Source organism: Pseudidiomarina indica, from assembly GCF_900104245.1.
GTDB lineage: Bacteria > Pseudomonadota > Gammaproteobacteria > Enterobacterales > Alteromonadaceae > Pseudidiomarina > Pseudidiomarina indica.
Map to the genome: position 1 here is coordinate 50109 of NZ_FMXN01000002.1, position 23681 is coordinate 73789.

The window sequence follows — 23681 nt, forward strand, 5'->3', positions numbered from 1 at the left end:
CATAACTGATGAACGCGAAGCAGATACAGTGGTCTATGACATAGATAGATAACTTCTCGATTGATTTAGGCGTATTTGATGAAGCAATTTAGTCACCTTGCTGCCGCTATTATTGCAAGCTTAACGCTTGCGATGACAGCCCATGACGTAGCAGCACACCCGGCACAAGAGCGAATTCCAGAAATTGGAACCGCAGGTGCCGCCATTATGACCATTGAACGGGAACGTATTTATGGCGACATGTATATGCGCCAAATTCGAGCCCTTGCGCCCATGGTGGGTGATCCTGTGTTAGACGAATACCTTCGTGATATTGGTTCACGCATGGTGCGTGAAGCCGACGGCGTCCGCTTCCCTTATACGTTTTTCTGGATCAATCAAAAGGACATTAACGCCTTTGCATTTTTTGGCGGTTACATTGGGGTCCATACCGGTCTAATTGCCGAAGCACAAACTGAAAGTGAATTAGCGGCGGTGTTAGCGCACGAAATTGCACACGTGTCACAACGACATATTGTGCGCAACATGGAACGTATGTCGAACGCTTCGCCGACCACCATGGCGGCGATGTTAGGCGCCATGATTTTAGCCGTCATCAACCCACAACTAGGCTTTGCTGCCCTCTCGGGAACGGTTGGTCTCAACAAACAGATGCAATTAAACTATACCCGACAATTTGAGCAAGAAGCGGACCGAGTTGGCTTTAACATTCTAGTAAGTTCAGGGTTCGACCCCATGGGCTCGCCGAACTTTTTCGGCCGCTTAAGTGAAAAATATCGCTATTCCTCACGGCCCCCCGAAATTCTGTTAACCCACCCCTACAGTGAAAACCGCTTAGCAGATATGCGCTCGCGCGCTGAATCGCTCCCGCGCCCCCAAGTCCGTGATTCCCTGTCCTTTTATTTGGCGAAATATCGAATTCAAACGCGCCATTTGAAGCAGCTGAGCGAAGGTGAGTTACGGCGCTTGCAAAGCACCGCAGCCACCAACAACGAACGTACTGCGGCCAGCTATGGGCTCGCCATTTGGTTATTGGATCAAAACCGTGCCAGTGACGCCGAAGCTATCCTCGCCCCCTTGTTGCAAGAAGCGCCCATGAATACTTTCTATCTTGATGTGCAAAGTGACATTCTGTTAGCGCAAAAACGCTTCGATGACGCCTTGGCCATGTTGGAAAAAGCCTACATTCGGCAACCCAACGAGCAAACCATTACCTTAAACTTTGCCAATATTGCGATTGAGGCAAGGGACTATTCGTTAGCCATTAATCTGCTGCGTGAATACACCCAGCGCTATGAAAATAATGTGTTGGCGCTGGATCTATTAGCCACAGCCTACCGTCTTAACGGCAATAACAGTGCCATGCATGAAGCCCAAGCTGAGCTCGCCGCCCTGCATGGCGCCTTTGATCAAGCCATTGACCACTTGCATAAAGCCCACCGCCATAACCAGTTAGAGCTGGACAAACGCCGACTGCAAGCTCGCATTGAGCAATTAATGGCTCAGAAGCGCTTGCTGGAAAGCCTCAGCTAATGGCTGAGGCCCGTTGCCGCCGCTAAACTGTCAATGGTTTGTTCCCCCAACAACGGTCCAGTGATGTCTCCGTTGGGTCGAATAATATAGGTTGCTGGCAACGCATTGGGTTGGGCAAAGGGTAAATAAGGGGCAGGTTCATTCTGGATGAGTGGAAATTCAATGCTGTATTCAGCGCGCAATTGCGCCAGCGCGTCATTATCAAGGCCGTCAAAGCTCACCCCGAATAATCGCACTTGGCCTCCGTATTGCTCATGGAACTCATTCAGCTCAGGCAGTTCACGCAAACAGGGGGCGCACCATTCGGCAAAGTAATTCACCACCACATACTGCCCTTCCAACTGTTGCCAGCGGAACGCACCTGCGGTATCCGTGTGAAATTCTGGCGCCGGTTGACACCCCATTAATACCGCCGCACCCACGAAACCAATCACGGGCAATAATCGACAAGACATAGAGATTCCCTTAAGCTATTGGCATTCAGATTATGGAGGACCATTTCGCTATGACTCAGGTCATGATTTATCACAACCCGCGCTGCTCAAAAAGCCGCGAAACGCTTCAGTTGCTCGAACAACGTGACTTACAGCCAACCATTATCGAGTATTTAAAAACTCCCCCTAGTGTGGCAGAAATTAAATCCCTAGTAAAACAGCTTGGGTTTGAATCGGCACGACAATTGATCCGTTGCAAAGAAGACCTGTATCGTGAGCTTGAATTGGCCCAAGAACAGGATGAAGAAAAGCTCTACACCGCCATGGCGGAGCATCCCAAATTAATCGAGCGCCCGATTGTGGTGGTGGGCCAGCAAGCTCGGTTAGGTCGTCCACCGGAAGCGGTCCTTGAGATTTTACCGGCATGATACCCCAAATTTTAATTCTGTATTACAGCCGCAATGGGGCCACCCAACGGTTAGCCGATGCCATTGCCACCGGCGTGGTCCAAGCTGGTGGCGAGCCGCTATTGCGCACTGTGGCTGGCCCTGGTGAGCCGGCCAGTGCCCGCGACTTAATGGTGGAGCCTAGCGACTTAAGCCTATGCGACGGCCTTATCATGGGCAGTCCGGTTCGCTTCGGTCATATGGCCAGCGCTCTCCAACAATTCTGGGAAACGAGTAGCCCGCAGTGGCTGCGCGGTGAATTGCAAGGCAAACCCGCGGGCGTATTTACCTCGGGCAGCAGCATGCATAGCGGGCAAGAAGCCACGTTATTATCCATGGGAGTACCGCTGCTGCATCACGGCATGCTGTTGTGTGGCATTCCCTATACCGAACCGGCCATTCAACAAACTCAAGCCGGTGGCTCTCCTTATGGCGCGAGCCATGTTGAGCATGGCCGCGGCCCCCACCTAAGCGAACACGAATTACAAATCGCGATCACCCTGGGGCAGCGTGTTACGGCCGCCGCTCAAGCATTAAAATCTTCACGTGAACAAGGGCTTATTTAAGTATGGATAGCACGACCAAGAAAATCCGCACCTTGGCCTTAGCCAGTTATTTAGGGTTGTTGGTGTTGATGAGTTGTTGGCAACTGTTATGGCAGTCTAGCAGCGAGTTTAGTTTACTCTTTCGCGTGCTGTTATGGGTGGTTCCACTGCTGCTTCCGTTGCCGGGGCTACTCCGCGGCAAGCCCTATACCTATGCGTGGACCAACTTCATTCTCATGTGGTACTTTTTGCATAGTTTAACCACCTTGTACGTCGCCCCTGCGGAACGCGGCTTGGCAAGCGCGGAATTACTCTTAACCAGCGCTGCTTTTGTGGGGTGTACTTGGTTTGCTCGTCGACAAGGTCGCGCGCTTGGGTTAGGACTCAAGAAACTCAAAGATGCTGAGCGTTAAACGTTCAGCACATCTTTGATAAAGGGAATGGTCAACCGCCGCTGAGCGGCAATGGAAGCTCGATCGAGCCGAGCCAAACAGCCGAGCAACGTGCGCATGTCTCGCCCGAGACGTTGCACCATAAACTGCGCCGCCTCGTGCCCTAAGCGCAAGCCTAAAACTTTTGCTCGAAGTTGCAACGCACTTACTTTATCTTCGTCCGTCAAAGGCCGCACGTGCATGCTCAGGCCCCACTGCAGTCGTGACTGAACATCGGCCAGCGCGACCGGCAAATGACTCGGGGTTTGCTTCGCCGTCACCACCAAGGTGCCCTTGCCGCCATCCTTGACGCGATTCAGCAGCGCAAATAATTCAAAGCACCAAGCTTCATGGGTCACAATGGCATCCACATCATCCAGGCAAATCAGCGGATAATACTCCAGCCCCTGCAATATTTCCGGTTGCACTTGTTGGTGCATATCCGCCAACGGCAAATACATCACCGCCGATTGCGCCTGCGCGCACAAGGCGTGCAACAAGTGGGTTTTCCCCACCCCTTCAGCACCCCATAAGTACACCACCCCTTGCGGCAACTGTTGGAGCACCTCCAGTAATTCCTGGTTGCTACCGGCCACAAAGGTGGCAAAGGTTTCGTCATCCGGCAATTGCACCGCTAACGGCAATTGCGCAACTTCACTCATGGTTGACTCCAGCGGTAGATTGGCAAGTCCGATGCTGACCGTTGCTCCGCATTCATCGGAGTCAATGACTGACTCAAATCCAGAGCCTGAATAATTTGGGCCGGATCGGTTTGAATAAAGAGTTCAAACACCCCTTGTTGTTGACCGAACTCGACCAACTGCACGCGATGCACCGATGGCAATTGCTGTAACAGTTGTTCCACTTGAATCACCTCAGTGACCGAGGTTAAATTCAGCACCTGCAACCGCCAGGTTCCTGCCATGTCGACCTGACTATCAATCCGGAACCGTTGGGATAAGCGTTGGGTCACCTCGCCAACCAATAACTGGCCGAGTTCTTCCGGCGAGTCTGCCAGCACTTCTCCGCGCCAGCGAAGCCCACTGCCTAATTGCAGGGTCCAGTCCAACATCCACGGCTGTTCATAAGAACTTGGGTCAGTTTGATAAATTCGTGCCACAACCACGCCATCAGTGTCATAACGACTGCTGGCAAACTGAATGCGATCATCAAAGCGTGCCCATAAATCAATCACGCTAATGCTCATGGAGTCATTCAAATCAAGTAACGGCAGCTTAATGGGTAAGCCACGTTGCTGCGCTGTTTCACGCAACGCTTCAACCAGCGGCTCATGGTCTCCTCGCCCCAGAATTTGACGACGCAATTGTTCATCTTCCGCCACCAACCAAAACAATAACTCGGGCCGTCGGCTACTCCAAATTCCGGAACCCGCATCGTGGATCACCTGATCAATTTGCGCTTGATCAAACTGCACCCATAACACCAAGTTCTCCGCAACCTGCCGATAGCCAAATTGAACCACATAATTACGAACATTTTGCAATGCAAAGCGTACATTTTCATGGGCCAGTAGCTGACCGTCGCCGGAAACTTTCAACAGTGTTTGTTCAAGCGCCGTTTGTAACGCTTGATTACGTTCACCCACAGCTTGGCTCTCAACCGGCACTTGCGCTTGATAAAGCTGCTGCACTTCAACTGCGGCAGACGCGGTTTTGAGGCTATTGAAGGCGATCCCGACCACCAGCAACAACCCCATCAATATGATTTTGGAAGCTCGCATAGCTACCCCTATCCCTCAACTTGTGCCCATCATAATCAGCTCAAAGCGTCGCCGCAAGTAACAAGCTGTGGATAACCTCTTGACGTTTTCGATTTTTTTGTAACGTGTTAAGATACTTCGACACTCACGGCATCGATGCAAGGATCTCCAGTCATGCTACGGCAACAACTGCGCGCGATCAGTTCATTACTTTCCAGCATTACCCTCATTGGTATTTGTACCGGCATGACCAGCACCCTGCTGAGTCTCCGTGCTACCCTAGAAGGGTTCGGCACGCTCACCACCGGGATCATCATGTCAGCCTATTTTATTGGCTATTTATTTGGCACCACGCGCGCGCCAAAAGATATTCGTCGAGTGGGTTATATTCGAGCCTTTGGCGGCTTAACGGGGCTGGCCGCCGCCTCCATTTTAGTGCAAGCCATTTGGGTCGATCCCGTGGTTTGGTTCGTGATGCGCTTTTTAACGGGCTTCGCCATTTCGGCCATTTACGTCATCGTCGAAAGTTGGCTGAACACCATGGCCGATAACAAGAATCGTGGCGCTCTGTTATCTATCTATTTAGTCTTAATTTATGGCGGCTTAGTGGCCGGCCAGCTCATTCTTGGTGTCACCGACCCGGCCGAATTCATGGCGTTTGCCATTGTCGCACTATTAATGAACTTGGCACTGATCCCAATCCTAATTAGCGTGACGGTAGAGCCAACCACGACCACGCCACGCAAAGTGCCCATCAGCAGCTTAATGAAAATTGTTCCGTTGGGCATAATTAACGCATTTATCATGCAAGCCTGTTATTCCATGTTCTATGGCGTGGGCCCCATGTATGCCACCTATATCGGCTTAAGTGTCGGCCAAGTATCCTTTTTCATGGCATCATTTATTTTAGGTGGGATGTTGGCCCAAGCGCCCATTGGCATGCTGTCAGACCGAGTTGATCGCCGTTATGTGCTGGCTGGATGTGCGGGAAGTGCCGCCCTCATCGCCTTGGTATTATCCCAACTCGATGCGTCCATTCCGTGGCTGATCTATCTCTGTATGGGATTATTAGGGGCCAGCGCACTGCCCATGTACTCACTGGGTATGGCGCACACCAATGATTTCTTAGAAAAGGATCAAATGGTCGGAGCGACGGGAGCGATTTTGAAAGTGGGCGGGCTGGGCGCGATTTTTGGCGCCCCATCCGTCGCCGCATTGATGCAGTTTGGTGCTGTGAATTACTTTTTCTTACTAATGACAGCACTCACCAGCATTGTCTGTGCTTATTCCCTGTATCGGGTCACCAAACGTGCCAAGCCAGTGGAGCAGCCACAAACGGCATTTGCCTTGCTAACGCCTACTCCGACTTCGGAAGAGTTGTTGACAACCTTAGCCCAAGAGCCGAATACGTTGCCGCCCAATGCCGCGGATGACGACGATACCCCGCCAACTGCTGCAGGTTAACCCTGCAGCCAGCTATTGACGAGTTGTTGCGCTTCTTCAGCAAGCTGCTCAAGGTGCGCTTCACTCAATAAACTTTCACAATAAATTTTATAAATAGGCTCGGTGCCAGAAGGACGTGCAGCAAACCAGCCATTAGCGGTAGTGACTTTAATTCCACCAATTAAGGCATCGTTGGCAGGTGCTTTGGTCATGACCTGGGTTACCGGATCTCCCGCCAGCGTTTCTAACTTAAGCTTATACGCCCGAATAGACTGGAACGCAGCGTTTTTCTCAGCCGAGGATGCGGCATCAATCCGCTTGTAATAAGACGTGCCATGCTCGGCACACAAATCATCATAGTATTGCCCTGGGTTCTTACCAGTGACCGCGCAAATTTCCGCCGCCAACAATGCCAGAATGATCCCGTCTTTGTCCGTCGACCACGCCTTGCCCTGGCGATCCAAGAAACTTGCCCCCGCACTTTCTTCGCCACCAAATGCCGTGGTGCCCGCATGCAATTCCTGCGCAAACCATTTAAAGCCTACCGGCATTTCTCGTAGCTCACGTTGATGCTTCGCCACCACGCGATCAATCATGGCACTGGATACCAAGGTTTTACCAATAGCTAATGATTGTGGCCACTGCCGATGTTGACATAAGTAATCAATGGCAACGGCCAAGTAATGGTTCGGGTTAAGCAAGCCATGCGTTGGCGTCACAATACCGTGGCGGTCGTAATCAGGATCATTGCCAAAGGCAATATCGTACTGATCACGCAACTGCACCAAACTGGCCATGGCATAAGGGGACGAACAATCCATCCGAATTTTGCCGTCTTTATCCAAGCTCATAAACTGAAACGTGGCATCGGCATGAGCATGATGGACGTCAATCGACAACCCGTACTGTTCAGCAATCAGTGCCCAATAACTCGCCCCTGCGCCGCCCATGGCATCGACACCAATGCGTAGCTTGGCTTTGGCAATCGCTGCCATATCAATCACGGTTGCTAAGCCATCAATGTACTGTTGGCGCCAATCCACTTGTTTAAGCAACGAGCTGGCACGCGCTTCGGCGTACGAGACCGCCTGCACGCCTAATAAGTCTGATGATAACAATGCATTGGCATACTTCTCGATGACTTTAGTGGCATCGGTATCAGCCGGTCCGCCATGAGGCGGGTTGTATTTAAAGCCGCCATCGGTGGGCGGGTTATGCGAAGGGGTAATCACCACGCCATCACACAAGCCACTTGTACGGCCTTGGTTGTAACGTAATATGGCATTGCTCAACACCGGCGTTGGAGTGTAACCGTCGTCGGTTTGAATGTGGACTTCAATGCCATTGCCAATAAAGACTTCCAGCGCAGTCATGTACGCCGCTTCGGACAACGCGTGCGTATCACGCCCGAGCAGCAACGGACCCGTAATCCCCTGCTCTTCACGATACGCCACTAACGCTTGGCAAATTGCCAAAATATGGGCTTCGTTAAATGAGCAATCAAGGGCACAACCACGGTGTCCTGAGGTACCAAACTTCACTTGTTGGGCCGGATTCCGAGGGTCTACTTCATTCACAAAATAAGCACTAACCAGCTGAGCAATATTGGTTAAGTCATCAGCTGTTGCGGGTTTTCCTGCGCGTGGATGCAATGCCATTATAATAAATCCTTTATTTGTTCCGCTTGCTCCTCAGTATACCCTAGCTCAAGGGCCACTTGGGCGAGCATCGACTTTTTCCGGGTCGTGTTGTTGTTGGTGACCACAAAATAGGGAGAATCTGGAATTTGCTTCGGGTTCGTACTTGAACCGCTGGCCGCCAATTCCGCTTCGGTGGTCCCAAAATAACGACGATCCCGCCCAGTAATTTGTAACACCACCGAAAATTGCTCTCGATGGCACTGATATAATGCACTTAAAATATGTAAAAACCGTGCCACCGCACTTTTTTGATTGGCCAATTCTGTGGCCGATAACACCTCAAAAATTGTGGCCCCCGCACTGAGAGGTGCAACGGCAGCAGGCGCTACGTCAATCGCTTCAACCGCCTCACCAGCGGATGGTGATAACGGTGGCAAGTTTAGCAAGCGCCGCAAAATAGACGATGCGCTCTCCCCAATCCGTTGGGTGTGGCTGGCGATATAGCGGTACAATTCCTCATCAATCTCAATGTGTTTGGTCATTGCCCATCACTTCTCATTCAGGTTTTATTCGACTGGTGTCGCTTTAAGACTCGTTTAATGCAGGCTATTATACCCAAGCGATCGCTCGGGTACAGGAAATCAAGATGAGTACAGCACAGATTTTGAATTATGAGGTCATGGGCAGCGGTGAACCTGTGGTATTACTGCACGGTTTATTCGGTGATTTAGATAACCTCAAAGGCTTAGGACGTGACCTGAGCACCGATCATCAAGTCATTCTGATGGATCTTCGTAATCACGGTGAATCTTTTCATCACACCAGCATGAGCTTTGCTGAAATGGCTGCCGACGTGGCCGCCACCTTAGACAGCTTGCAGCTCACCGAAACCCATCTGGTGGGGCACTCCATGGGGGGCAAAGTGGCGATGGAATATGCCCTCACCTACCCGGAACGAGTTCGTAGTTTAATTCCCGCGGACATTGCTCCGGTCGCCTATGACCCTCGCCATCGGCACATTTTAGATGCGTTGCAGTCCTTGCCCATTGAGCAAATGACCAGTCGCCAACAAGCCGATCAGCATTTGGCCCAAACCATTCACGAAGTCGGCGTACGCCAATTTTTGCTGAAGAACCTGCGCCGGGATGACACCCATTTCTATTGGCGGTTGAATTTAGCGGCGCTGGTGGAATGTTACCCGCAAATTACCGGCGGGATTCGGGAGGGACACTTTGCCGGCCCCGTGCGGTTCATTAAAGGGGGTAATTCAGATTACCTCACCTCGGCTCATACTGAGGCTGTTACCGCCCGTTTTAGTGATGTTGATATCAAGATTATTAATGGCACTGGCCATTGGCTGCATGCAGAAAAACCGCAAGTATTCAACCGTCTGGCACGCCAATTTATTGAGAATCATTCTCGCACCTAAATGGCCTTCATGTTATACTGGCGGCTCTATTTAGATTCATCTGTCTGACCAATTCTTAGGTGGTACCATTATGCTGTCTGAACATTATGAATTAATTGAAACTTTAGGTACAAATTTCGCGATCGCATTTTTATTTGTACTCATTGGTCTCGCCATTCAAGATGTTCTGAAAAAAGGCAATGTGCCGACCTTTGGTCGTTGGTTTGTATGGCTCGTTTTATTTTTAGGATGCGCTGGTTTTATTGCCAAAGGCATTATTCAAGCATTCTGGGAAGCTGGTCTTTAATCATTTATACAGCACAGGTAGTACGAATTTATGGCAAGTGTAGGTATCTTTTTCGGCAGCGACACAGGCAACACCGAAGCAATCGCTAAAATGATCCAAAAGGAATTGGGCAAACACCTTATCGACGTTTTTGACATTGCGAAGTCAAGTAAGGAAGATATAGCATCCTATGATTTGCTCATGTTTGGCATTCCAACATGGTATTACGGAGAAGCTCAATGTGATTGGGATGATTTCTTCCCAGATCTTGAAGAAATTGATTTCACCAACAAGCTTGTCGCAATTTTCGGTTGTGGTGACCAAGAAGACTACGCCGAGTACTTTTTAGATGCGATGGGAACTATTCGTGATATCGTAGAGGCGCGTGGCGCGATCATTATCGGCCATTGGCCAACCGAGGGTTACGAATTCGAAGCCTCACGTGCTTTGGTTGACGATAATCATTTTGTTGGATTAGGCATTGACGAAGATCGTCAGCATGAGTTAACTGAAGAACGTGTCCAACAATGGTGTGCTCAAATTCGTGACGAAATGGGCTTAGCTCAGTTAGGCTAAGCGTTAGCTAACCTATCGAGTGACGTTGAGATCATGAACAGTAAAGAAGAACAGAAGTTAAAAAAAGCAGGCCTTAAGGTCACTTCACCGAGAATTAAAGTGTTAGAAATTCTCCGTGACCCTGACTATCAACACATTAGCGCAGAAGATGTGTACAAAGTACTCATCGAGCGCAATGAAGAAATCGGCTTAGCGACCGTTTATCGGGTGCTGAACCAATTCGATGATGCGGGCATTGTAAGTCGCCATCATTTCGAAGGGGGACGCTCGGTTTTCGAACTCCGTTCCAATGACCATCATGATCATCTGGTTTGTTTAACCTGTGGGCATGTGTTTGAGTTTGAAGATGACGTGATTGAAGAACGCCAATTGCAGGTTGCAGAAGCGAACAATATTACGTTAACCAACCATAGTTTATATCTATACGGCGAGTGTAAAACACCGGATACCTGCGTGAACAAGCAAGCGGCTGATGCTGCAGCTGGCAACTAAACGCCGTTCAGAGTATGAAAAAAGGGCCCCTGCTCAGCAGCGGCCCTTTTTTTATTGTTGACGGAATTGGACGACGGAATGTGGACAGCGAACAATTATTCGCTGTCATCACTCCAGGTGTCTCGTAATCCCACAGTTTGGTTAAATACCAAAGCATCCGGACGGCTGTCTTTGCTATCCGCACAGAAGTAACCAATCCGCTCAAACTGATACGCTTTTTCTGCTTCTGCCGCAGCTAAGCTCGGTTCTACGAAGCCCTGTTTCACCACCAATGAATTCGGATTCAAGGTGCTGAAAAAGTCTTCTTCAGCGGCAGGGTTTGGCACTTGGAACAAACGGTCATACAAACGGAACTCAGCCGGGACCGCATGCGCTGCTGCCACCCAGTGAATGACCCCTTTCACTTTCCGTCCGTCGGCCGGAGCACGGCCAAGCGTGTCAGCGTCATAGGTACAGTAAATCGTGGTGATCTCGCCTGCTTCATTCTTTTCAACACGCTCCGCTTGAATCACGTAAGCGTTACGCAGGCGAACTTCTTTGCCTAACACCAAGCGCTTGTATTTCTTATTGGCTTCTTCACGGAAGTCATCACGCTCAATGTAAATTTCGCGCGCAAACGGCAGCACTCGAGAGCCCATGCTTTCATCGCTTGGGTGATTCGGCGCTTGCAACTCTTCATGCTGGTCAGCTGGGTAGTTTTCAATCACAATCCGCACGGGATCCACCACCGCCATCGCACGGGGCGCATGTTGGTTCAAGTCATCTCGAATACAGGATTCGAGCATGCTCATTTCAACTTGGTTATCCATCCGTGTCACCCCAATGCGGTGACAGAATTCACGAATCGCATTCGGGGTATAACCACGGCGACGCATGCCCGCAATGGTCGGCATCCGCGGGTCATCCCAGCCTGACACCTTGCCGGCTTCCACCAGCTCGTTCAGCTTACGCTTACTCATCACGGTGTATTGCAAGTTCAAGCGAGAGAACTCAATTTGCTGCGGGTGACAATCAATGGTGATGTTTTCTAGCACCCAGTCATACAAACGGCGGTTATCTTGGAACTCCAGCGTACACAACGAGTGAGTAATGCCTTCAATCGCATCGGAAATACAATGGGTGAAGTCGTACATCGGGTAGACACACCAGCGGTCACCCGTTTGGTGGTGATGCGCAAAACGAATTCGGTAGATCACCGGGTCACGCATACACATAAACGGCGAACTCATATCGATTTTCGCCCGCAGACACACTTCCCCTTCCTGATATTTTCCGGCAGTCATATCCGCGAAAATTTTCAGGTTTTCTTCAACAGGGGTATCGCGATAAGGGCTATGGGTGCCTGGCTCGGTTAAGGTACCGCGCATGGCGCGCATTTCTTCTTGGGAAGAAAAATCACAATACGCCAAGCCTTTTTCGATCAATTCCACCGCGTACCCGTGCAGGCGATCAAAATAGTCCGATGAATAACGAACGTCACCGTCCCATTGGTAGCCTAACCACTTCACATCGGCTTGAATCGATTCAACGTAATCGACTTTTTCTTTTAGCGGATTGGTGTCATCAAAGCGTAGATTACAGCGCCCCTGGTAGTCTTGCGCAATGCCAAAGTTTAAAACGATCGACTTGGCATGCCCAATATGCAGAAATCCGTTCGGTTCAGGCGGAAAACGAGTCTGCACATGGTTGTGCTTACCACTCGCCAAATCACTATCAATAATTTGTCGGATAAAATTACTACGTGGTGTACTTGCTGCCTTATCTGCGGCCATGAATTCATCTACTCCGAAGTTCATCCAAAAAAATGACGACTATGATCGCAGTTTATCGAGGGCGACGCAAGAGTTAAGCCCTCGCCTTAAGCGCTCGCAATGACCTGAACCACCACAATTAATAGAATCACAATCACCGGCATCCAAACCACCGGAGCTTGATACCATTTTAACGGTCGTCGTTCGAACGGTTCCTGTGAATCGTCCGTTGCGGTGGTGCGGTGTTGGCGTAATAACCAGAACACCCCGAGGGCTAAAAGCACCACCCCCACTTGACGGTAACTACTGACGGCTTCCCCTGCTGGGGCAAGCACAGCGAACAATATACCAGTGACAATAACAGCCAAAGCCCCAATACGAGTTGCGATTGTTGATTTCATAGTTCCTTGTCTACCTTGTTCAAACAATAACTGGTGATCTTCACCTTACTGAAAACAAACGCTCGGGGAAAGACTTAACGGATTAAATTCGACTAATAATCAAGCAACTGTCATACTCAATAACATCGAGTCGGCTATTTTCTGGAGCTCTTATGTCGCGTGCTTACGACGAACATCAATTGGCTGACAGCATTTATGCTGCTTTGGAACGCCCGTTAACCCCCGAGCTAAGCGTACGCCGCGTGTTTCCACAGCGCGCCATTCGCATGCTTGGTCCGTGGTGCTTCTTGGATCACTTCGGCCCTTTGGCGCCCAGCAGCTATCGGTTATTCGATGTGCCGCCGCATCCTCATATTGGGCTACAAACCATTACCTGGCTTCTGTCCGGTGAACTCATGCACTTTGATAGTTTGGGCTATCAACAACCGTTGCATCCAGGCCAATTAAACCTGATGACCTCCGGCCGCGGCATTAGCCACGCCGAAGTCGCCCAACCCAACCCCACCACTCCGCTGCACGGGTTGCAGTTGTGGTGTGCTTTGCCACCCGCCCATGAAGAAACCGATCCACGGTTTGATCATTATCCGAGCGTGCCAAGCTTCACGCTCGGACAATGCCAGGCCACCTTAATTACTGGCAGTTATGCAACCGCCACGCAAAGCTGGCACAGCCCAGCATTAAGTTTTAGTCCGCATATTGCCTTGTTACTAGAAGCTGCTGCGGCAGACACCCTCACCTTGCACCTGCAACCCGAGTTCGAGCACGGAATTTATGTGCTCCATGGTAATGTACGGGTCAATGGCACTGGGGTTCCGGCGCACCATTTGTTAGACTTAGGCGCACAGCGCGACGCAGTCACGCTAGAGCTGAGTCAGGGCTGCACCCTCCTGCTCTTAGGAGGCGAACCTTTCGCCCAACCAGTGAAGATTTGGTGGAACTTTGTCAGCGCCTCGCAAGCGCGTGTAGAACAAGCGCAGCGCGATTGGGATGCGGGGCATCCGCGCTTCGGCAAGGTTCCAAACTATACGGTTGAACCCCGCGAGGCATCGACAGGAAAATGATGACAGTGTGGCAGAAATTAACCGCGGCAGTACGACGGCTTGGTAGTTGGCTACTGGCCGCGGCCATTCTCTTAAGCGTGCTGTTTGTCAGCGTGCTCATTTATAAGTACCTTGGTGCGCATCCCAGCCCTCCTGACACCGCGCAGTGCCACCGCATTCAACAGCTGAACACCGCCGATGAGGGCGCTGAAGTTCATTTATACCAATGCCAACGCGGCAGTCTAGAACAACCCTGGATGGGCTACGAAGTGTGGCTCTACAATGTTGGGGAACGAGACTGGGAACGGCTCGCCACCGCCCCCCACGCCGCCTGTTTATCGCTCAGCTGGCACCGCCCGCAACACTTGCTAATCAGCCATACCGGCCAGCGCAGCGAGGTGTACATTGTGCGGCCATCAGCAGTGTATCAAACCCCAACCGGAGCTCCCGATACCCTGAGCATTGATACCCGCGTGCAAGCCCAATGTGAACACCAATAAGTGCCGCTTAACGCGTCACCGGTACTTGCAGAGAGCTGCGCGCAGCCTGCGGCAGCCGCTCTGCTAAAAAGTCAATTAATGCTCGTACGGCAGGCAGTAACCCACGGCGGTACGGATACACCATGTGCATAATTCCGACCGGCAATGACCAGTCCGGCAACACCCGTTCAAGCACCCCATCTTGGAGTTCTTGCTGACACAAATAATTGGGTAGCGACACAATCCCAAGCCCTTCAATCGCCGCCTCACGTAGGACCATCAAATCATCGGTGATCAGTCGTGGGCGATAACTTACGTTAAGTTTATCCCCTTGCTTCGAGCGCAGCTCATAATGATAGCGTCCACTCGTAAAATGCAAACTCAGATGAGGAAAGTGAACCAAGTCCAGTGGGTGCTGCAACGGCTTGTTGATTTTCGCCACATCTCCCCGCGAGGGGCTGCGCACCAAGGTGGCCGGTGCATCCGCCAGCGGCCGCGCAATCAACGACGAATCTTCAATGTGGGAGCGTACCCGTAATGCCACATCAATGCCTTCATCAATCAAGCTCACTGGCCGATTGGTCACCATCAAATTCACCGTCACCTCGGGATACAACGCCATAAACTCCGGCAGTAAATTCACCAACATGCTCTGGCTAATTGCGTAAGGTGAACTTAAGTTGATTTCCCCACGAGGTGTTTCCAGCACCAGTTGCGCCACCTGCTGCGCGGCTTCTGCGGCAGCCACCAAGGACTCACAATGCACCAGAAATGCTTGCCCCACATCGGTAAGTTTCAACCCTCGGGTACTGCGATGCATCAAGCGCACGCCCTGACTTTCCTCCAACGCTGTTAAGCGCCGGCTTACCGTCGATTTTGGCATATTCAATTCACGCGCACCGGCACTAATACTTCCTGCGGCCGCGACCCGGGCAAACAGATAGTAATTGGTTAAATCAGGGATGCTCATGGTTTCATCCTCAGGTTGATAGGGAGTCGAGCGTTCCATTAATGAAACGATTCTTTCCAACCTAGCACACTACCCTAACGAATGGAACGCCAGTAGACTGCCCCCTAGTATCAGCAGTTGCCATTGATTTTTAGAGGTATTATGAAAATTCTTCATTTGGATTCAGGTATTTTTGTCGAGCAATCCGTGAGTCGTAAAATTAGCCGTGATATTGTCCAACACTTAAGCCAACAACAACCCACGGAAGTCATTTATCGTGACTTAATTCATGAGCCGATTCCCCATTTAACCGCAGACAGCTTATTAGCCGAGCGTGACCCACTTAGCGAGACCCTAATCGCCGAGCTGCAAGCCGCTGATATTGTGGTGATTGGTGCGCCTATGTATAACTTCACCATTCCAACGCAGCTGAAAGCCTGGTTAGATCGCGTGTTGAAAGCTGGGGTTACTTTCTCTTACTCTGAACAAGGCCCGCAAGGTTTATTAACGGGTAAAACTGCCTATATCGCTTCGGGACGCGGGGGCATCTTTACCTCAGGTGACCAAGTGGCATGGGACCACCAAGAAACCTACTTGCAGCAAGTGCTTCAATTCATCGGTATCACCGACGTTCATATTATCCGAGCCGAAGGCGTTTCCATGGGAGACGAACCCCGCCAGCAAGCGTTGCATGCTGCCAAAGCAGCCATTGCCGCCATTTAATTCCCATCACACCAACAAAAAAGCCGCTCCTAGGAGCGGCTTTTTTACGAGTCAGAAAACTTACCAACCGGTTTTCTCACGGAGTGCTTTACCGATGTCGGCTAAGCTACGAACCGTTTTCACACCCGCTGCTTCAAGGGCCGCGAATTTCTCATCCGCAGTACCTTGACCACCGGAGATAATTGCACCTGCGTGACCCATCCGCTTACCTGGAGGAGCTGTCACACCAGCAATGTAAGAAACAACCGGCTTAGTGACGTTGTGCTTGATGTACTCTGCAGCTTCTTCTTCTGCAGTTCCACCAATTTCACCGATCATCACAATGGCTTCAGTTTCAGGATCTTTCTCGAACAGTTCAAGAATATCAATGAAGCTTGAACCTGGAATCGGGTCACCGCCAATACCAACACAGGTAGACTGACCGAAGCCTTCGTCCGTGGTTTGCTTCACTGCTTCATAGGTTAAGGTTCCAGAACGTGACACGATACCTACTTTGCCTTTCATGTGAATGTGACCTGGCATAATACCAATTTTACACTCATCTGGCGTGATCACGCCTGGGCAGTTAGGACCGATCATGCGCACGCCTTTGTGCGTTAAGTACTCTTTCACGTACAACATGTCGAGCGTTGGAATTCCTTCGGTAATACAAACAATCAGTTCGATTCCCGCGTCCGCCGCTTCAATGATAGAGTCTTTACAGAAAGGTGCTGGTACATAAATAACCGACGCTGTTGCGCCCGTTGCTTCAACCGCTTCACGAACGGTGTTGAATACCGGCAAGCCTAAGTGCGTTTGACCACCTTTACCTGGAGTGACACCGCCAACCATCTGGGTACCGTAAGCAATGGCTTGTTCAGAGTGGAACGTGCCCTGACCACCGGTAAAACCTTGACAGATAACTTTCGTGTTTTTGTCGATCAAGATTGACATTATTGACCTCCTGCTGCGGCAACAACTTTCTCAGCAGCGTCGAACAAGCCTTCTGCTGGAATGATATTCAGGCCACTTTCTGCTAACTTCTGACGGCCTAGTTCAGCGTTGTTACCTTCTAAACGAACAACCACAGGAACTTTAACGCCTACTTCTTCAACTGCGCCCATAATGCCTTCAGCAATCATGTCACAGCGTACGATACCACCGAAAATGTTCACCAAAACGGCTTTCACTTCAGTATCAGATAAAATGATTTTGAACGCTTCAGTTACGCGCTCTTTGGTCGCACCGCCACCAACGTCAAGGAAGTTCGCTGGTTGGCCGCCCGCCAACTTAACGATATCCATGGTGCCCATGGCCAAACCTGCACCGTTCACCATACAGCCGATGTTACCGTCCAATGCAACGTAGTTCAGTTCCCACTGTGCCGCACGTGCTTCACGCTCGTCTTCTTGGCTCGGGTCATGCATTTCACGGATTTTTGGCTGACGGTATAAGGCGTTGCTATCAATATTGATTTTGCCGTCTAGGCAGTGCAAGTTACCTTGGTCAGTAATTACCAATGGGTTGATTTCTAACAAAGCGAAATCGTATTGCTCAAACATTTTCGCTAAGCCCATGAAGATTTTAGTGAATTGCTTCACTTGCTCTTGGTTCAGGCCTAACTTAAACGCCAGCTCACGCGCTTGGTAAGGTTGTGCACCCACAATTGGGTCGATAATTGCTTTCAAGATTTTTTCTGGTGTTTCTTCAGCAACTTTCTCGATTTCAACACCACCTTCTGTTGACGCCATAAACACGATTTTACGTGTTGCACGGTCAACAACTGCGCCCAAGTAAAGCTCAGAAGCGATGTCGGTTAAGCTTTCCACAAGAATTTTAGAAACTGGCTGACCGTTCGCATCCGTTTGATAGGTTACGAGGTTTTTACCCAACCAGTTGCTCGCAAACGCGTGGACTTCGTCCAAGCTGGAAACTAATTTAACACCGCCCGCTTTACCACGGCCACCGGCGTGTACTTGGGCTTTAACGACCCAACGGTCTCCGCCGATTTTTTTTGCAGCTTCTACGGCTTCATCCGCAGTATCTACTGCAAAGCCTTCAGACACTGGCAATCCGAACTCTCTAAAGAGTTGTTTAGCCTGATACTCATGCAAGTTCATGATGATCTTCCGATTCGTTTGAACAACAAAAGCAGCGAAGTGCTGCTTACCCGAAAATTCGCACGTATTTTACATTCTCGTACGCAAAAAATACAGCCGCTGTTTGAAGTTGATGGACCAGTTCAAAACAGCGGCTGCGGTTATTGGATTATAAATCCAGTAACAAACGGTGTGGATCTTCTAACAAGTCTTTAATAGTGACTAAGAATCCAACCGACTCTTTCCCGTCAATGATGCGGTGGTCGTAAGATAACGCCAGGTACATCATCGGTAAGATTTCTACTTTACCATTCACCGCCATAGGGCGATCTTGGATTTTATGCATGCCCAAAATTGCGCTCTGTGGTGGGTTCAGAATCGGTGTTGATAACAATGAACCGAACACCCCGCCATTGGTGATGGTGAAGTTACCACCTTGCATTTCATCCAAGGTCAACTTACCGTCACGCCCTTTAATGGCTAGGTCACGGATGCCGTTTTCAATTTCGGCCAAACTTAACTTATCGGTATCTCGCAATACCGGAGTTACTAACCCACGTGGGGTGGATACCGCAATGCTGATATCGAAGTAGTTGTGATACACAATATCATCACCGTCAATGGACGCGTTCACTTCAGGGAAGCGCTTCAACGCTTCAGTCACAGCCTTCACATAGAAGCCCATGAAGCCTAAACGAGCATCATGACGTTTTTCAAACTCGTCTTTGTACTTCGCGCGTAAATCCATGATCGGCTTCATGTTCACTTCGTTAAACGTGGTTAACATGGCTGTGGAGTTTTTCGCTTCTAAAAGACGCGTTGCAATGGTCTTACGTAAGCGTGTCATCGGGACACGTTTTTCTTCACGCTCGCCCAATACCGGCGCTGGTGCTGCTGCCGCCGCTGCAGGTGCTGCCGCTGACTTTTTGCTCAGGTGGTTTTCAACGTCTTCTTTGGTGACGCGACCGCCTTTGCCAGTGCCTTTCACGTCTGCAACTTGCAAGCCATGCTCGGCCAATAGACGGCGAACTGCTGGGCCTGCAACTTCGGTATCGTTGTCGCTGTCAGCTGCTGCAGCACTTGCCGCTGCTGGAGCTGCCGCTGCCGTAGCACCTGCCATCACAATGCCGATAACTTCGTCAGCACCGACAGTGGCACCTTCAGCTTGGCGAATTTCTGCCAATACACCATCGGCTGGTGCAACGACTTCTAACACCACTTTGTCTGTTTCAATATCGACCAAGTTTTGGTCACGAGTCACTGCTTGACCCGGTTGGACGTGCCAAGTCGCGATGGTTGCGTCAGCAACTGACTCAGGTAACTGTGGCACTTTCACTTCCAGTGCTTCACCGCCTGTTGCTGCGGCTGGAGCTGCTGCTTCAGCGGCTGCTGGAGCTGCTGCTGGAGCTGCTGCAGCGCCTTCACCTTCGACCAACTGGCCAATCACTTCTTCTGCTAGCACTGTGGTGCCTTCCGCAGCAATGATTTCGCCAATGACGCCGTCGGCGGGTGCAACCACTTCAAGCACGACTTTATCTGTTTCAATGTCGACCAAGTTTTGATCGCGCGAAACTTTATCACCTGGCTTTACGTGCCAAGTAGCGACTGTTGCATCAGCAACAGATTCTGGGAGTTGTGGAACTTTAATTTCAATTGCCATGGTCAATTATCACCTATTTAATGGTTAGCGCGTCATCGACTAATTGCTGTTGCTGTTTGTTGTGTTCGGACAGATAACCTACCGCAGGTGCCGCGGATGCTGCACGTCCTGCATAAGTTAATTCAGCGCCGGCTGGAATTGCTGCACGGAAATGATGCTGGCTACTGTACCAAGCACCTTGGTTCTGTGGCTCTTCCTGACACCAAACAAAATCTTTCACGTGTTGATAATCTTTCATTATCTCGTTCACTTCGTCCGCTGGGAACGGATACAGTTGCTCAATTCGAATAATGGCAACATCGTCTTGTTCCCGCTTGCGGCGTTCTTGTAGCAAGTCAAAGTAAACTTTACCTGAACAGATTACCACGCGCTTGACTTTTTTAGGCGCTAAAGAATCGATCTCTCCAATCGCATTTTGGAATACACCATTGGTCAGTTCGTCCATTGAAGACACTGCCAGCGGGTTCCGTAATAATGATTTCGGCGTCATCACAATCAATGGGCGACGAACTGGGCGAATGTGTTGACGACGCAGCATATGGAATACCTGTGCTGGCGTTGTCGGCACACACACTGACCAGTTGTGGTCAGCCGACAATTGTAAGAATCGTTCCAAACGCGCCGAGCTATGCTCTGGGCCCTGACCTTCATAGCCGTGTGGCAATAATAGGGTTAAGCCACAGAGACGGCCCCATTTTTGCTCACCCGAACTTAAGAACTGGTCAATCACCACTTGTGCACCGTTCGCAAAGTCACCGAACTGTGCTTCCCACATGACCAGCGACTTCGGTTCTGCCGTTGCGTAACCGTATTCGAATGCAACCACAGCTGCTTCCGATAACACCGAGTCATAAATTTCGATTTGGCCTTGGCCGTCACGAATATGGTTCAGTGGCATGTAGGTGCTCGCATCATTTTGGTTATGCAACACCGCGTGGCGATGGAAGAAGGTTCCGCGCCCACTATCTTGACCGGTTAACCGAATATGAACACCGGCGTCGACCAATGAGGCATAAGCTAAGTTTTCTGCAAAGCCCCAATCCATTGGCTTTTCACCCAATGCCATTTGCATACGGTCTTCATACACCTTGGCCACCCGCGAGTGGAGCTTGTGCGTTGCTGGCACGGTACTCATCGCGACTCCAAGCTCTTTCAATTTATCAAGGCTGAGGCTCGCATCGTATTCTGCATCCCACTCATGACCGATGTATGACGCCCAACTGGAAGAATGCTTTTTAATTTCACGCCACTCGTCCACCACAATGTCACCTCGGTCGAGGGCATCACGGTAGTTGTTCACCAGTTGCTCACTGAATGCGGCATCAATCACACCGGCTTTTTCTAAGCGTTCTGCGTACAAAGCACGTGCCACTGGATGTTTTTTCACTTGCTTGTACATCAACGGCTGAGTTGCACTCGGCTCATCCGCTTCGTTGTGACCATGACGACGGTAACAAACCAAATCGATCATTACGTCACGCTTAAAGGTGTTACGGAAATCAACCGCTAGTTGCGTCACAAACACAACCGCTTCAGGATCATCCGCATTCACGTGGAAAATTGGTGCTTGGACCATTTTCGCAATATCAGTACAGTATTGCGTTGAGCGTGTGTCTTCCCGCTTCGAGGTGGTGAAACCGACTTGGTTATTAACCACAATACGGATTGAACCGCCCACTTGGTACGCACGGGTTTGTGACATGTTAAAGGTTTCTTGAACAATGCCTTGGCCCGCAATCGCAGAGTCACCGTGAATGGTAATCGGCAATACTTTAGCACCAGTTGTGTCACCTAAACGGTCCATCCGCGCCCGCACCGAGCCCATCACAACTGGGTTTACGATTTCCAAGTGCGACGGGTTAAACGCCAACGCTAAATGAACATTACCGCCTGGGGTTTCAAAATCGGAAGAGAAGCCAGAGTGGTATTTAACGTCACCGGAACCTTTGGTTGGGTTTTTGCCAGCAAACTCATCAAACAAGTCTTGTGGCTTTTTACCTAACACGTTCACCAGCACGTTCAAACGGCCACGGTGCGCCATGCCAATAACGACTTCTTTACTTCCTTGCTCACCGGCTCGGCTAATAATCGCTTTCAACATTGGAATCAGGCTATCACCGCCTTCCAGCGAGAATCGCTTCGCCCCTGGGAATTTCGCTCCCAAGTATTTTTCCAAGCCGTCTGCAGCAACCAATTCCTTCAGAATTTTACGCTGCCACTCCTGGTCAAATTTAGGGGTTCCACGCACGCCTTCAAGACGTTGCTGAATCCAACGTTTTTCTTCGGTCGACACAATGTGCATGTATTCCGCACCAATCGAACCGCAGTAAATTTTATTGAGCAGCTCATGAATCTCACCCAGTTTCATGGTTTCTTGGCCAATCGCCAACGACCCCACGTTGTACTCGGTGTTGAAATCATCTTTGCTTAAACCGTGATGTTCTAAGGCCAAATCTGGAACAGATTCTTGTTTCCAGAGCCCTAACGGGTCAAGGTTCGCGTGCTGATGGCCTCTGAAACGGTAGGCGTTGATCAATTGCAAGACTTTCACTTGCTTATGATCAGGAGCACCTGCCATTACCGTGCCAGCCTGCTTTAGCTTATTCTTCGCAAGCGAACGGAATTGTTCACGAATCAAACTATGCTTTGTATCTACGGCGACGCCATCACGCGGTAGTTGGTCAAAGAAATTACGCCAATCATCACTAACCGCTGTTGGATCATCCAGATATAACTCGAATAATTCCTCGACATAAGCCATGTTACCACCAGCAAGGTGGGAGGATTCTAGCCAGGCTTGCATTACGCCATCTTGCATCGCTGTTCCTTCACACTCGTTTATAAAAAAATAGCCACCCAAGCTGGATGGCTATTTCGATACAGCTCGGCCAATACTATCGCAGCGCAATTAAACTTAAATTGCGCGGCTCAATAGCATGGATTTGATGTTACCAATAGCCTTCGTTGGATTGAGGCCCTTCGGGCACACGTTGACACAGTTCATAATACCGTGGCAACGGAACACACTAAAGGCATCATCGAGTTCGCTCAGACGCTCTTCAGTGGCCGTATCACGGCTATCAATTAAGAACCGGTACGCGTTCAACAGCCCTGCTGGACCGATAAACTTGTCCGGGTTCCACCAGAACGAAGGACACGAAGATGAACAGCATGCACAAAGAATACACTCGTACAGGCCGTCCAATTTCGCCCGATCTTCAATCGACTGCAAACGCTCACGCGCAGGTGGCGTTTTGTCATCGTTGATCAGATAAGGCTTAATTTTTTCATACTGGGCAAAGAACTGGCTTAAATCCACGATTAAATCGCGAATTACCGGCATGCCAGGTAACGGACGAATCACAATTTTCTTATCGCCGCCCTTCAGCGCACTTAATGGCGTGATACACGCCAAGCCGTTCTTACCGTTCATATTCAAACCGTCAGAACCACACACACCTTCACGGCATGAGCGACGGAACGCCAATGTTGGATCTTGCTCTTTCAATAACAACAGCAGATCAAGCACCATCATGTCACGATCTTTCTCCACCTCAATGGTGTAGTCTTTCATGTAGGGTGCGTTATCAACATCTGGGTTGTAACGATAAACTGAAACGTTCAACTTCTTCATCGTTGTCACCTA

At 50.2% G+C, this 23681-nt stretch carries 25 protein-coding genes; 12 read left to right on the forward strand and 13 right to left on the reverse strand.

All coding sequences use genetic code 11. The features are described 5' to 3' along the window. The first annotated feature begins 78 nt into the window (after positions 1–78). The gene (bepA, locus tag BLP64_RS01960; RefSeq protein ID WP_233340079.1) at positions 79–1533 is read left to right on the forward strand and encodes a beta-barrel assembly-enhancing protease; all 1455 of its coding nucleotides are present in this window, start codon (positions 79–81) and stop codon (positions 1531–1533) included. Here the strand turns inward: bepA and BLP64_RS01965 are convergent. Further along, the gene (locus BLP64_RS01965) at positions 1530–1988 is read right to left on the reverse strand and encodes a TlpA family protein disulfide reductase (protein WP_092591223.1); all 459 of its coding nucleotides are present in this window, start codon (positions 1986–1988) and stop codon (positions 1530–1532) included. The two genes, bepA and BLP64_RS01965, sit on opposite strands and share 4 nt — an antisense overlap. Positions 1989–2038: 50 nt before the next feature. On the opposite strand from BLP64_RS01965, the gene arsC reads away from it, so the two are divergent. From arsC to BLP64_RS01980, 3 genes are read left to right on the forward strand one after another with little or no spacing between them, the layout of a single operon-like run. After that, positions 2039–2395: an arsenate reductase (glutaredoxin) gene (gene arsC, locus BLP64_RS01970; RefSeq protein WP_092591225.1), complete on the forward strand. Its 357-nt coding sequence runs from the start codon at positions 2039–2041 to the stop codon at positions 2393–2395. Continuing rightward, a complete protein-coding gene (locus BLP64_RS01975; protein WP_176754884.1) occupies positions 2392–2979 on the forward strand; it encodes a flavodoxin family protein in 588 nt (195 codons plus the stop codon). The genes arsC and BLP64_RS01975 overlap by 4 nt, the downstream gene beginning before the upstream one ends. A 2-nt stretch (positions 2980–2981) precedes the next feature. Next, on the forward strand, positions 2982–3371 hold the full coding sequence (locus BLP64_RS01980) for a DUF2069 domain-containing protein (RefSeq protein ID WP_092591227.1): 390 nt from the start codon (positions 2982–2984) through the stop codon (positions 3369–3371). Here BLP64_RS01980 and hda read toward each other — a convergent pair. After that, positions 3368–4051: a DnaA regulatory inactivator Hda gene (hda, locus tag BLP64_RS01985; RefSeq protein WP_092591229.1), complete on the reverse strand. Its 684-nt coding sequence runs from the start codon at positions 4049–4051 to the stop codon at positions 3368–3370. The two genes, BLP64_RS01980 and hda, sit on opposite strands and share 4 nt — an antisense overlap. After that, positions 4048–5130 carry a DUF2066 domain-containing protein gene (locus BLP64_RS01990; RefSeq protein ID WP_092591231.1) on the reverse strand — a complete coding sequence of 361 codons (1083 nt, stop codon included), beginning with the start codon at positions 5128–5130 and terminating at the stop codon, positions 4048–4050. The genes hda and BLP64_RS01990 overlap by 4 nt, the downstream gene beginning before the upstream one ends. 153 nt (positions 5131–5283) lie before the next feature. Here BLP64_RS01990 and BLP64_RS01995 point away from each other — a divergent pair, with 153 nt between their 5' ends. Further along, complete coding sequence (locus BLP64_RS01995; RefSeq protein ID WP_092591233.1) at positions 5284–6573, forward strand: MFS transporter; 1290 nt, start codon at positions 5284–5286, stop codon at positions 6571–6573. On the opposite strand, the gene pgm is transcribed toward BLP64_RS01995, so the two are convergent. Continuing rightward, the gene (gene pgm / locus BLP64_RS02000; RefSeq protein ID WP_092591235.1) at positions 6570–8210 is read right to left on the reverse strand and encodes a phosphoglucomutase (alpha-D-glucose-1,6-bisphosphate-dependent); all 1641 of its coding nucleotides are present in this window, start codon (positions 8208–8210) and stop codon (positions 6570–6572) included. The genes BLP64_RS01995 and pgm overlap by 4 nt on opposite strands. Further along, complete coding sequence (seqA, locus tag BLP64_RS02005) at positions 8210–8734, reverse strand: replication initiation negative regulator SeqA (protein WP_092591237.1); 525 nt, start codon at positions 8732–8734, stop codon at positions 8210–8212. Before seqA ends, pgm begins: the two co-directional genes overlap by 1 nt. A gap of 104 nt (positions 8735–8838) precedes the next feature. Between seqA and BLP64_RS02010 the strand changes: the two genes are divergently transcribed. From BLP64_RS02010 to fur, 4 genes are all read left to right on the forward strand, one after another. Beyond that, the gene (locus tag BLP64_RS02010; protein WP_092591239.1) at positions 8839–9621 is read left to right on the forward strand and encodes an alpha/beta fold hydrolase; all 783 of its coding nucleotides are present in this window, start codon (positions 8839–8841) and stop codon (positions 9619–9621) included. Between the two features lie 70 nt (positions 9622–9691). Further along, on the forward strand, positions 9692–9907 hold the full coding sequence (locus tag BLP64_RS02015) for a DUF2788 domain-containing protein (protein WP_092591241.1): 216 nt from the start codon (positions 9692–9694) through the stop codon (positions 9905–9907). A 30-nt stretch (positions 9908–9937) separates the two neighbouring features. Next, on the forward strand, positions 9938–10462 hold the full coding sequence (gene fldA, locus BLP64_RS02020) for a flavodoxin FldA (RefSeq protein ID WP_092591243.1): 525 nt from the start codon (positions 9938–9940) through the stop codon (positions 10460–10462). A 33-nt stretch (positions 10463–10495) separates the two neighbouring features. Further along, a complete protein-coding gene (gene fur / locus BLP64_RS02025) occupies positions 10496–10954 on the forward strand; it encodes a ferric iron uptake transcriptional regulator (protein WP_092591245.1) in 459 nt (152 codons plus the stop codon). Positions 10955–11049: 95 nt separating this feature from the next. Here fur and glnS read toward each other — a convergent pair whose 3' ends face one another. After that, positions 11050–12726: a glutamine--tRNA ligase gene (glnS, locus tag BLP64_RS02030; RefSeq protein WP_092591247.1), complete on the reverse strand. Its 1677-nt coding sequence runs from the start codon at positions 12724–12726 to the stop codon at positions 11050–11052. An 86-nt stretch (positions 12727–12812) separates the two neighbouring features. Then, the gene (locus BLP64_RS02035) at positions 12813–13106 is read right to left on the reverse strand and encodes a hypothetical protein (RefSeq protein ID WP_092591249.1); all 294 of its coding nucleotides are present in this window, start codon (positions 13104–13106) and stop codon (positions 12813–12815) included. A gap of 152 nt (positions 13107–13258) precedes the next feature. Between BLP64_RS02035 and BLP64_RS02040 the strand changes: the two genes are divergently transcribed. Together BLP64_RS02040 and BLP64_RS02045 are read left to right on the forward strand one after the other, a co-directional pair. Then, complete coding sequence (locus BLP64_RS02040) at positions 13259–14167, forward strand: pirin family protein (protein WP_092591251.1); 909 nt, start codon at positions 13259–13261, stop codon at positions 14165–14167. 5 nt (positions 14168–14172) lie between these two features. Continuing rightward, the gene (locus BLP64_RS02045; RefSeq protein ID WP_143001061.1) at positions 14173–14646 is read left to right on the forward strand and encodes a hypothetical protein; all 474 of its coding nucleotides are present in this window, start codon (positions 14173–14175) and stop codon (positions 14644–14646) included. Between the two features lie 7 nt (positions 14647–14653). Here the strand turns inward: BLP64_RS02045 and BLP64_RS02050 are convergent, their stop codons facing one another. Then, positions 14654–15595, reverse strand: coding sequence for a LysR substrate-binding domain-containing protein (locus BLP64_RS02050; RefSeq protein WP_092591700.1), 942 nt, complete (start codon positions 15593–15595; stop codon positions 14654–14656). Between the two features lie 141 nt (positions 15596–15736). Here BLP64_RS02050 and BLP64_RS02055 point away from each other — a divergent pair, with 141 nt between their 5' ends. After that, entirely contained in the window at positions 15737–16297 is a 561-nt protein-coding gene (locus tag BLP64_RS02055) for an FMN-dependent NADH-azoreductase (RefSeq protein ID WP_092591255.1), read from the forward strand. A 60-nt stretch (positions 16298–16357) separates the two neighbouring features. Here BLP64_RS02055 and sucD read toward each other — a convergent pair whose 3' ends face one another. From sucD to BLP64_RS02080, 5 genes are all read right to left on the reverse strand, one after another. Further along, positions 16358–17230, reverse strand: a complete 873-nt coding sequence (gene sucD / locus BLP64_RS02060) for a succinate--CoA ligase subunit alpha (RefSeq protein ID WP_092591257.1) — start codon at positions 17228–17230, stop codon at positions 16358–16360. Next, on the reverse strand, positions 17230–18396 hold the full coding sequence (gene sucC / locus BLP64_RS02065; protein WP_092591259.1) for an ADP-forming succinate--CoA ligase subunit beta: 1167 nt from the start codon (positions 18394–18396) through the stop codon (positions 17230–17232). Before sucC ends, sucD begins: the two co-directional genes overlap by 1 nt. A 148-nt stretch (positions 18397–18544) precedes the next feature. Continuing rightward, entirely contained in the window at positions 18545–20035 is a 1491-nt protein-coding gene (gene odhB, locus BLP64_RS02070) for a 2-oxoglutarate dehydrogenase complex dihydrolipoyllysine-residue succinyltransferase (RefSeq protein WP_092591261.1), read from the reverse strand. A gap of 13 nt (positions 20036–20048) precedes the next feature. Beyond that, the gene (gene sucA, locus BLP64_RS02075) at positions 20049–22853 is read right to left on the reverse strand and encodes a 2-oxoglutarate dehydrogenase E1 component (protein ID WP_092591263.1); all 2805 of its coding nucleotides are present in this window, start codon (positions 22851–22853) and stop codon (positions 20049–20051) included. A gap of 96 nt (positions 22854–22949) precedes the next feature. Continuing rightward, the gene (locus BLP64_RS02080; RefSeq protein WP_092591265.1) at positions 22950–23669 is read right to left on the reverse strand and encodes a succinate dehydrogenase iron-sulfur subunit; all 720 of its coding nucleotides are present in this window, start codon (positions 23667–23669) and stop codon (positions 22950–22952) included. Positions 23670–23681: the final 12 nt, after the last annotated feature.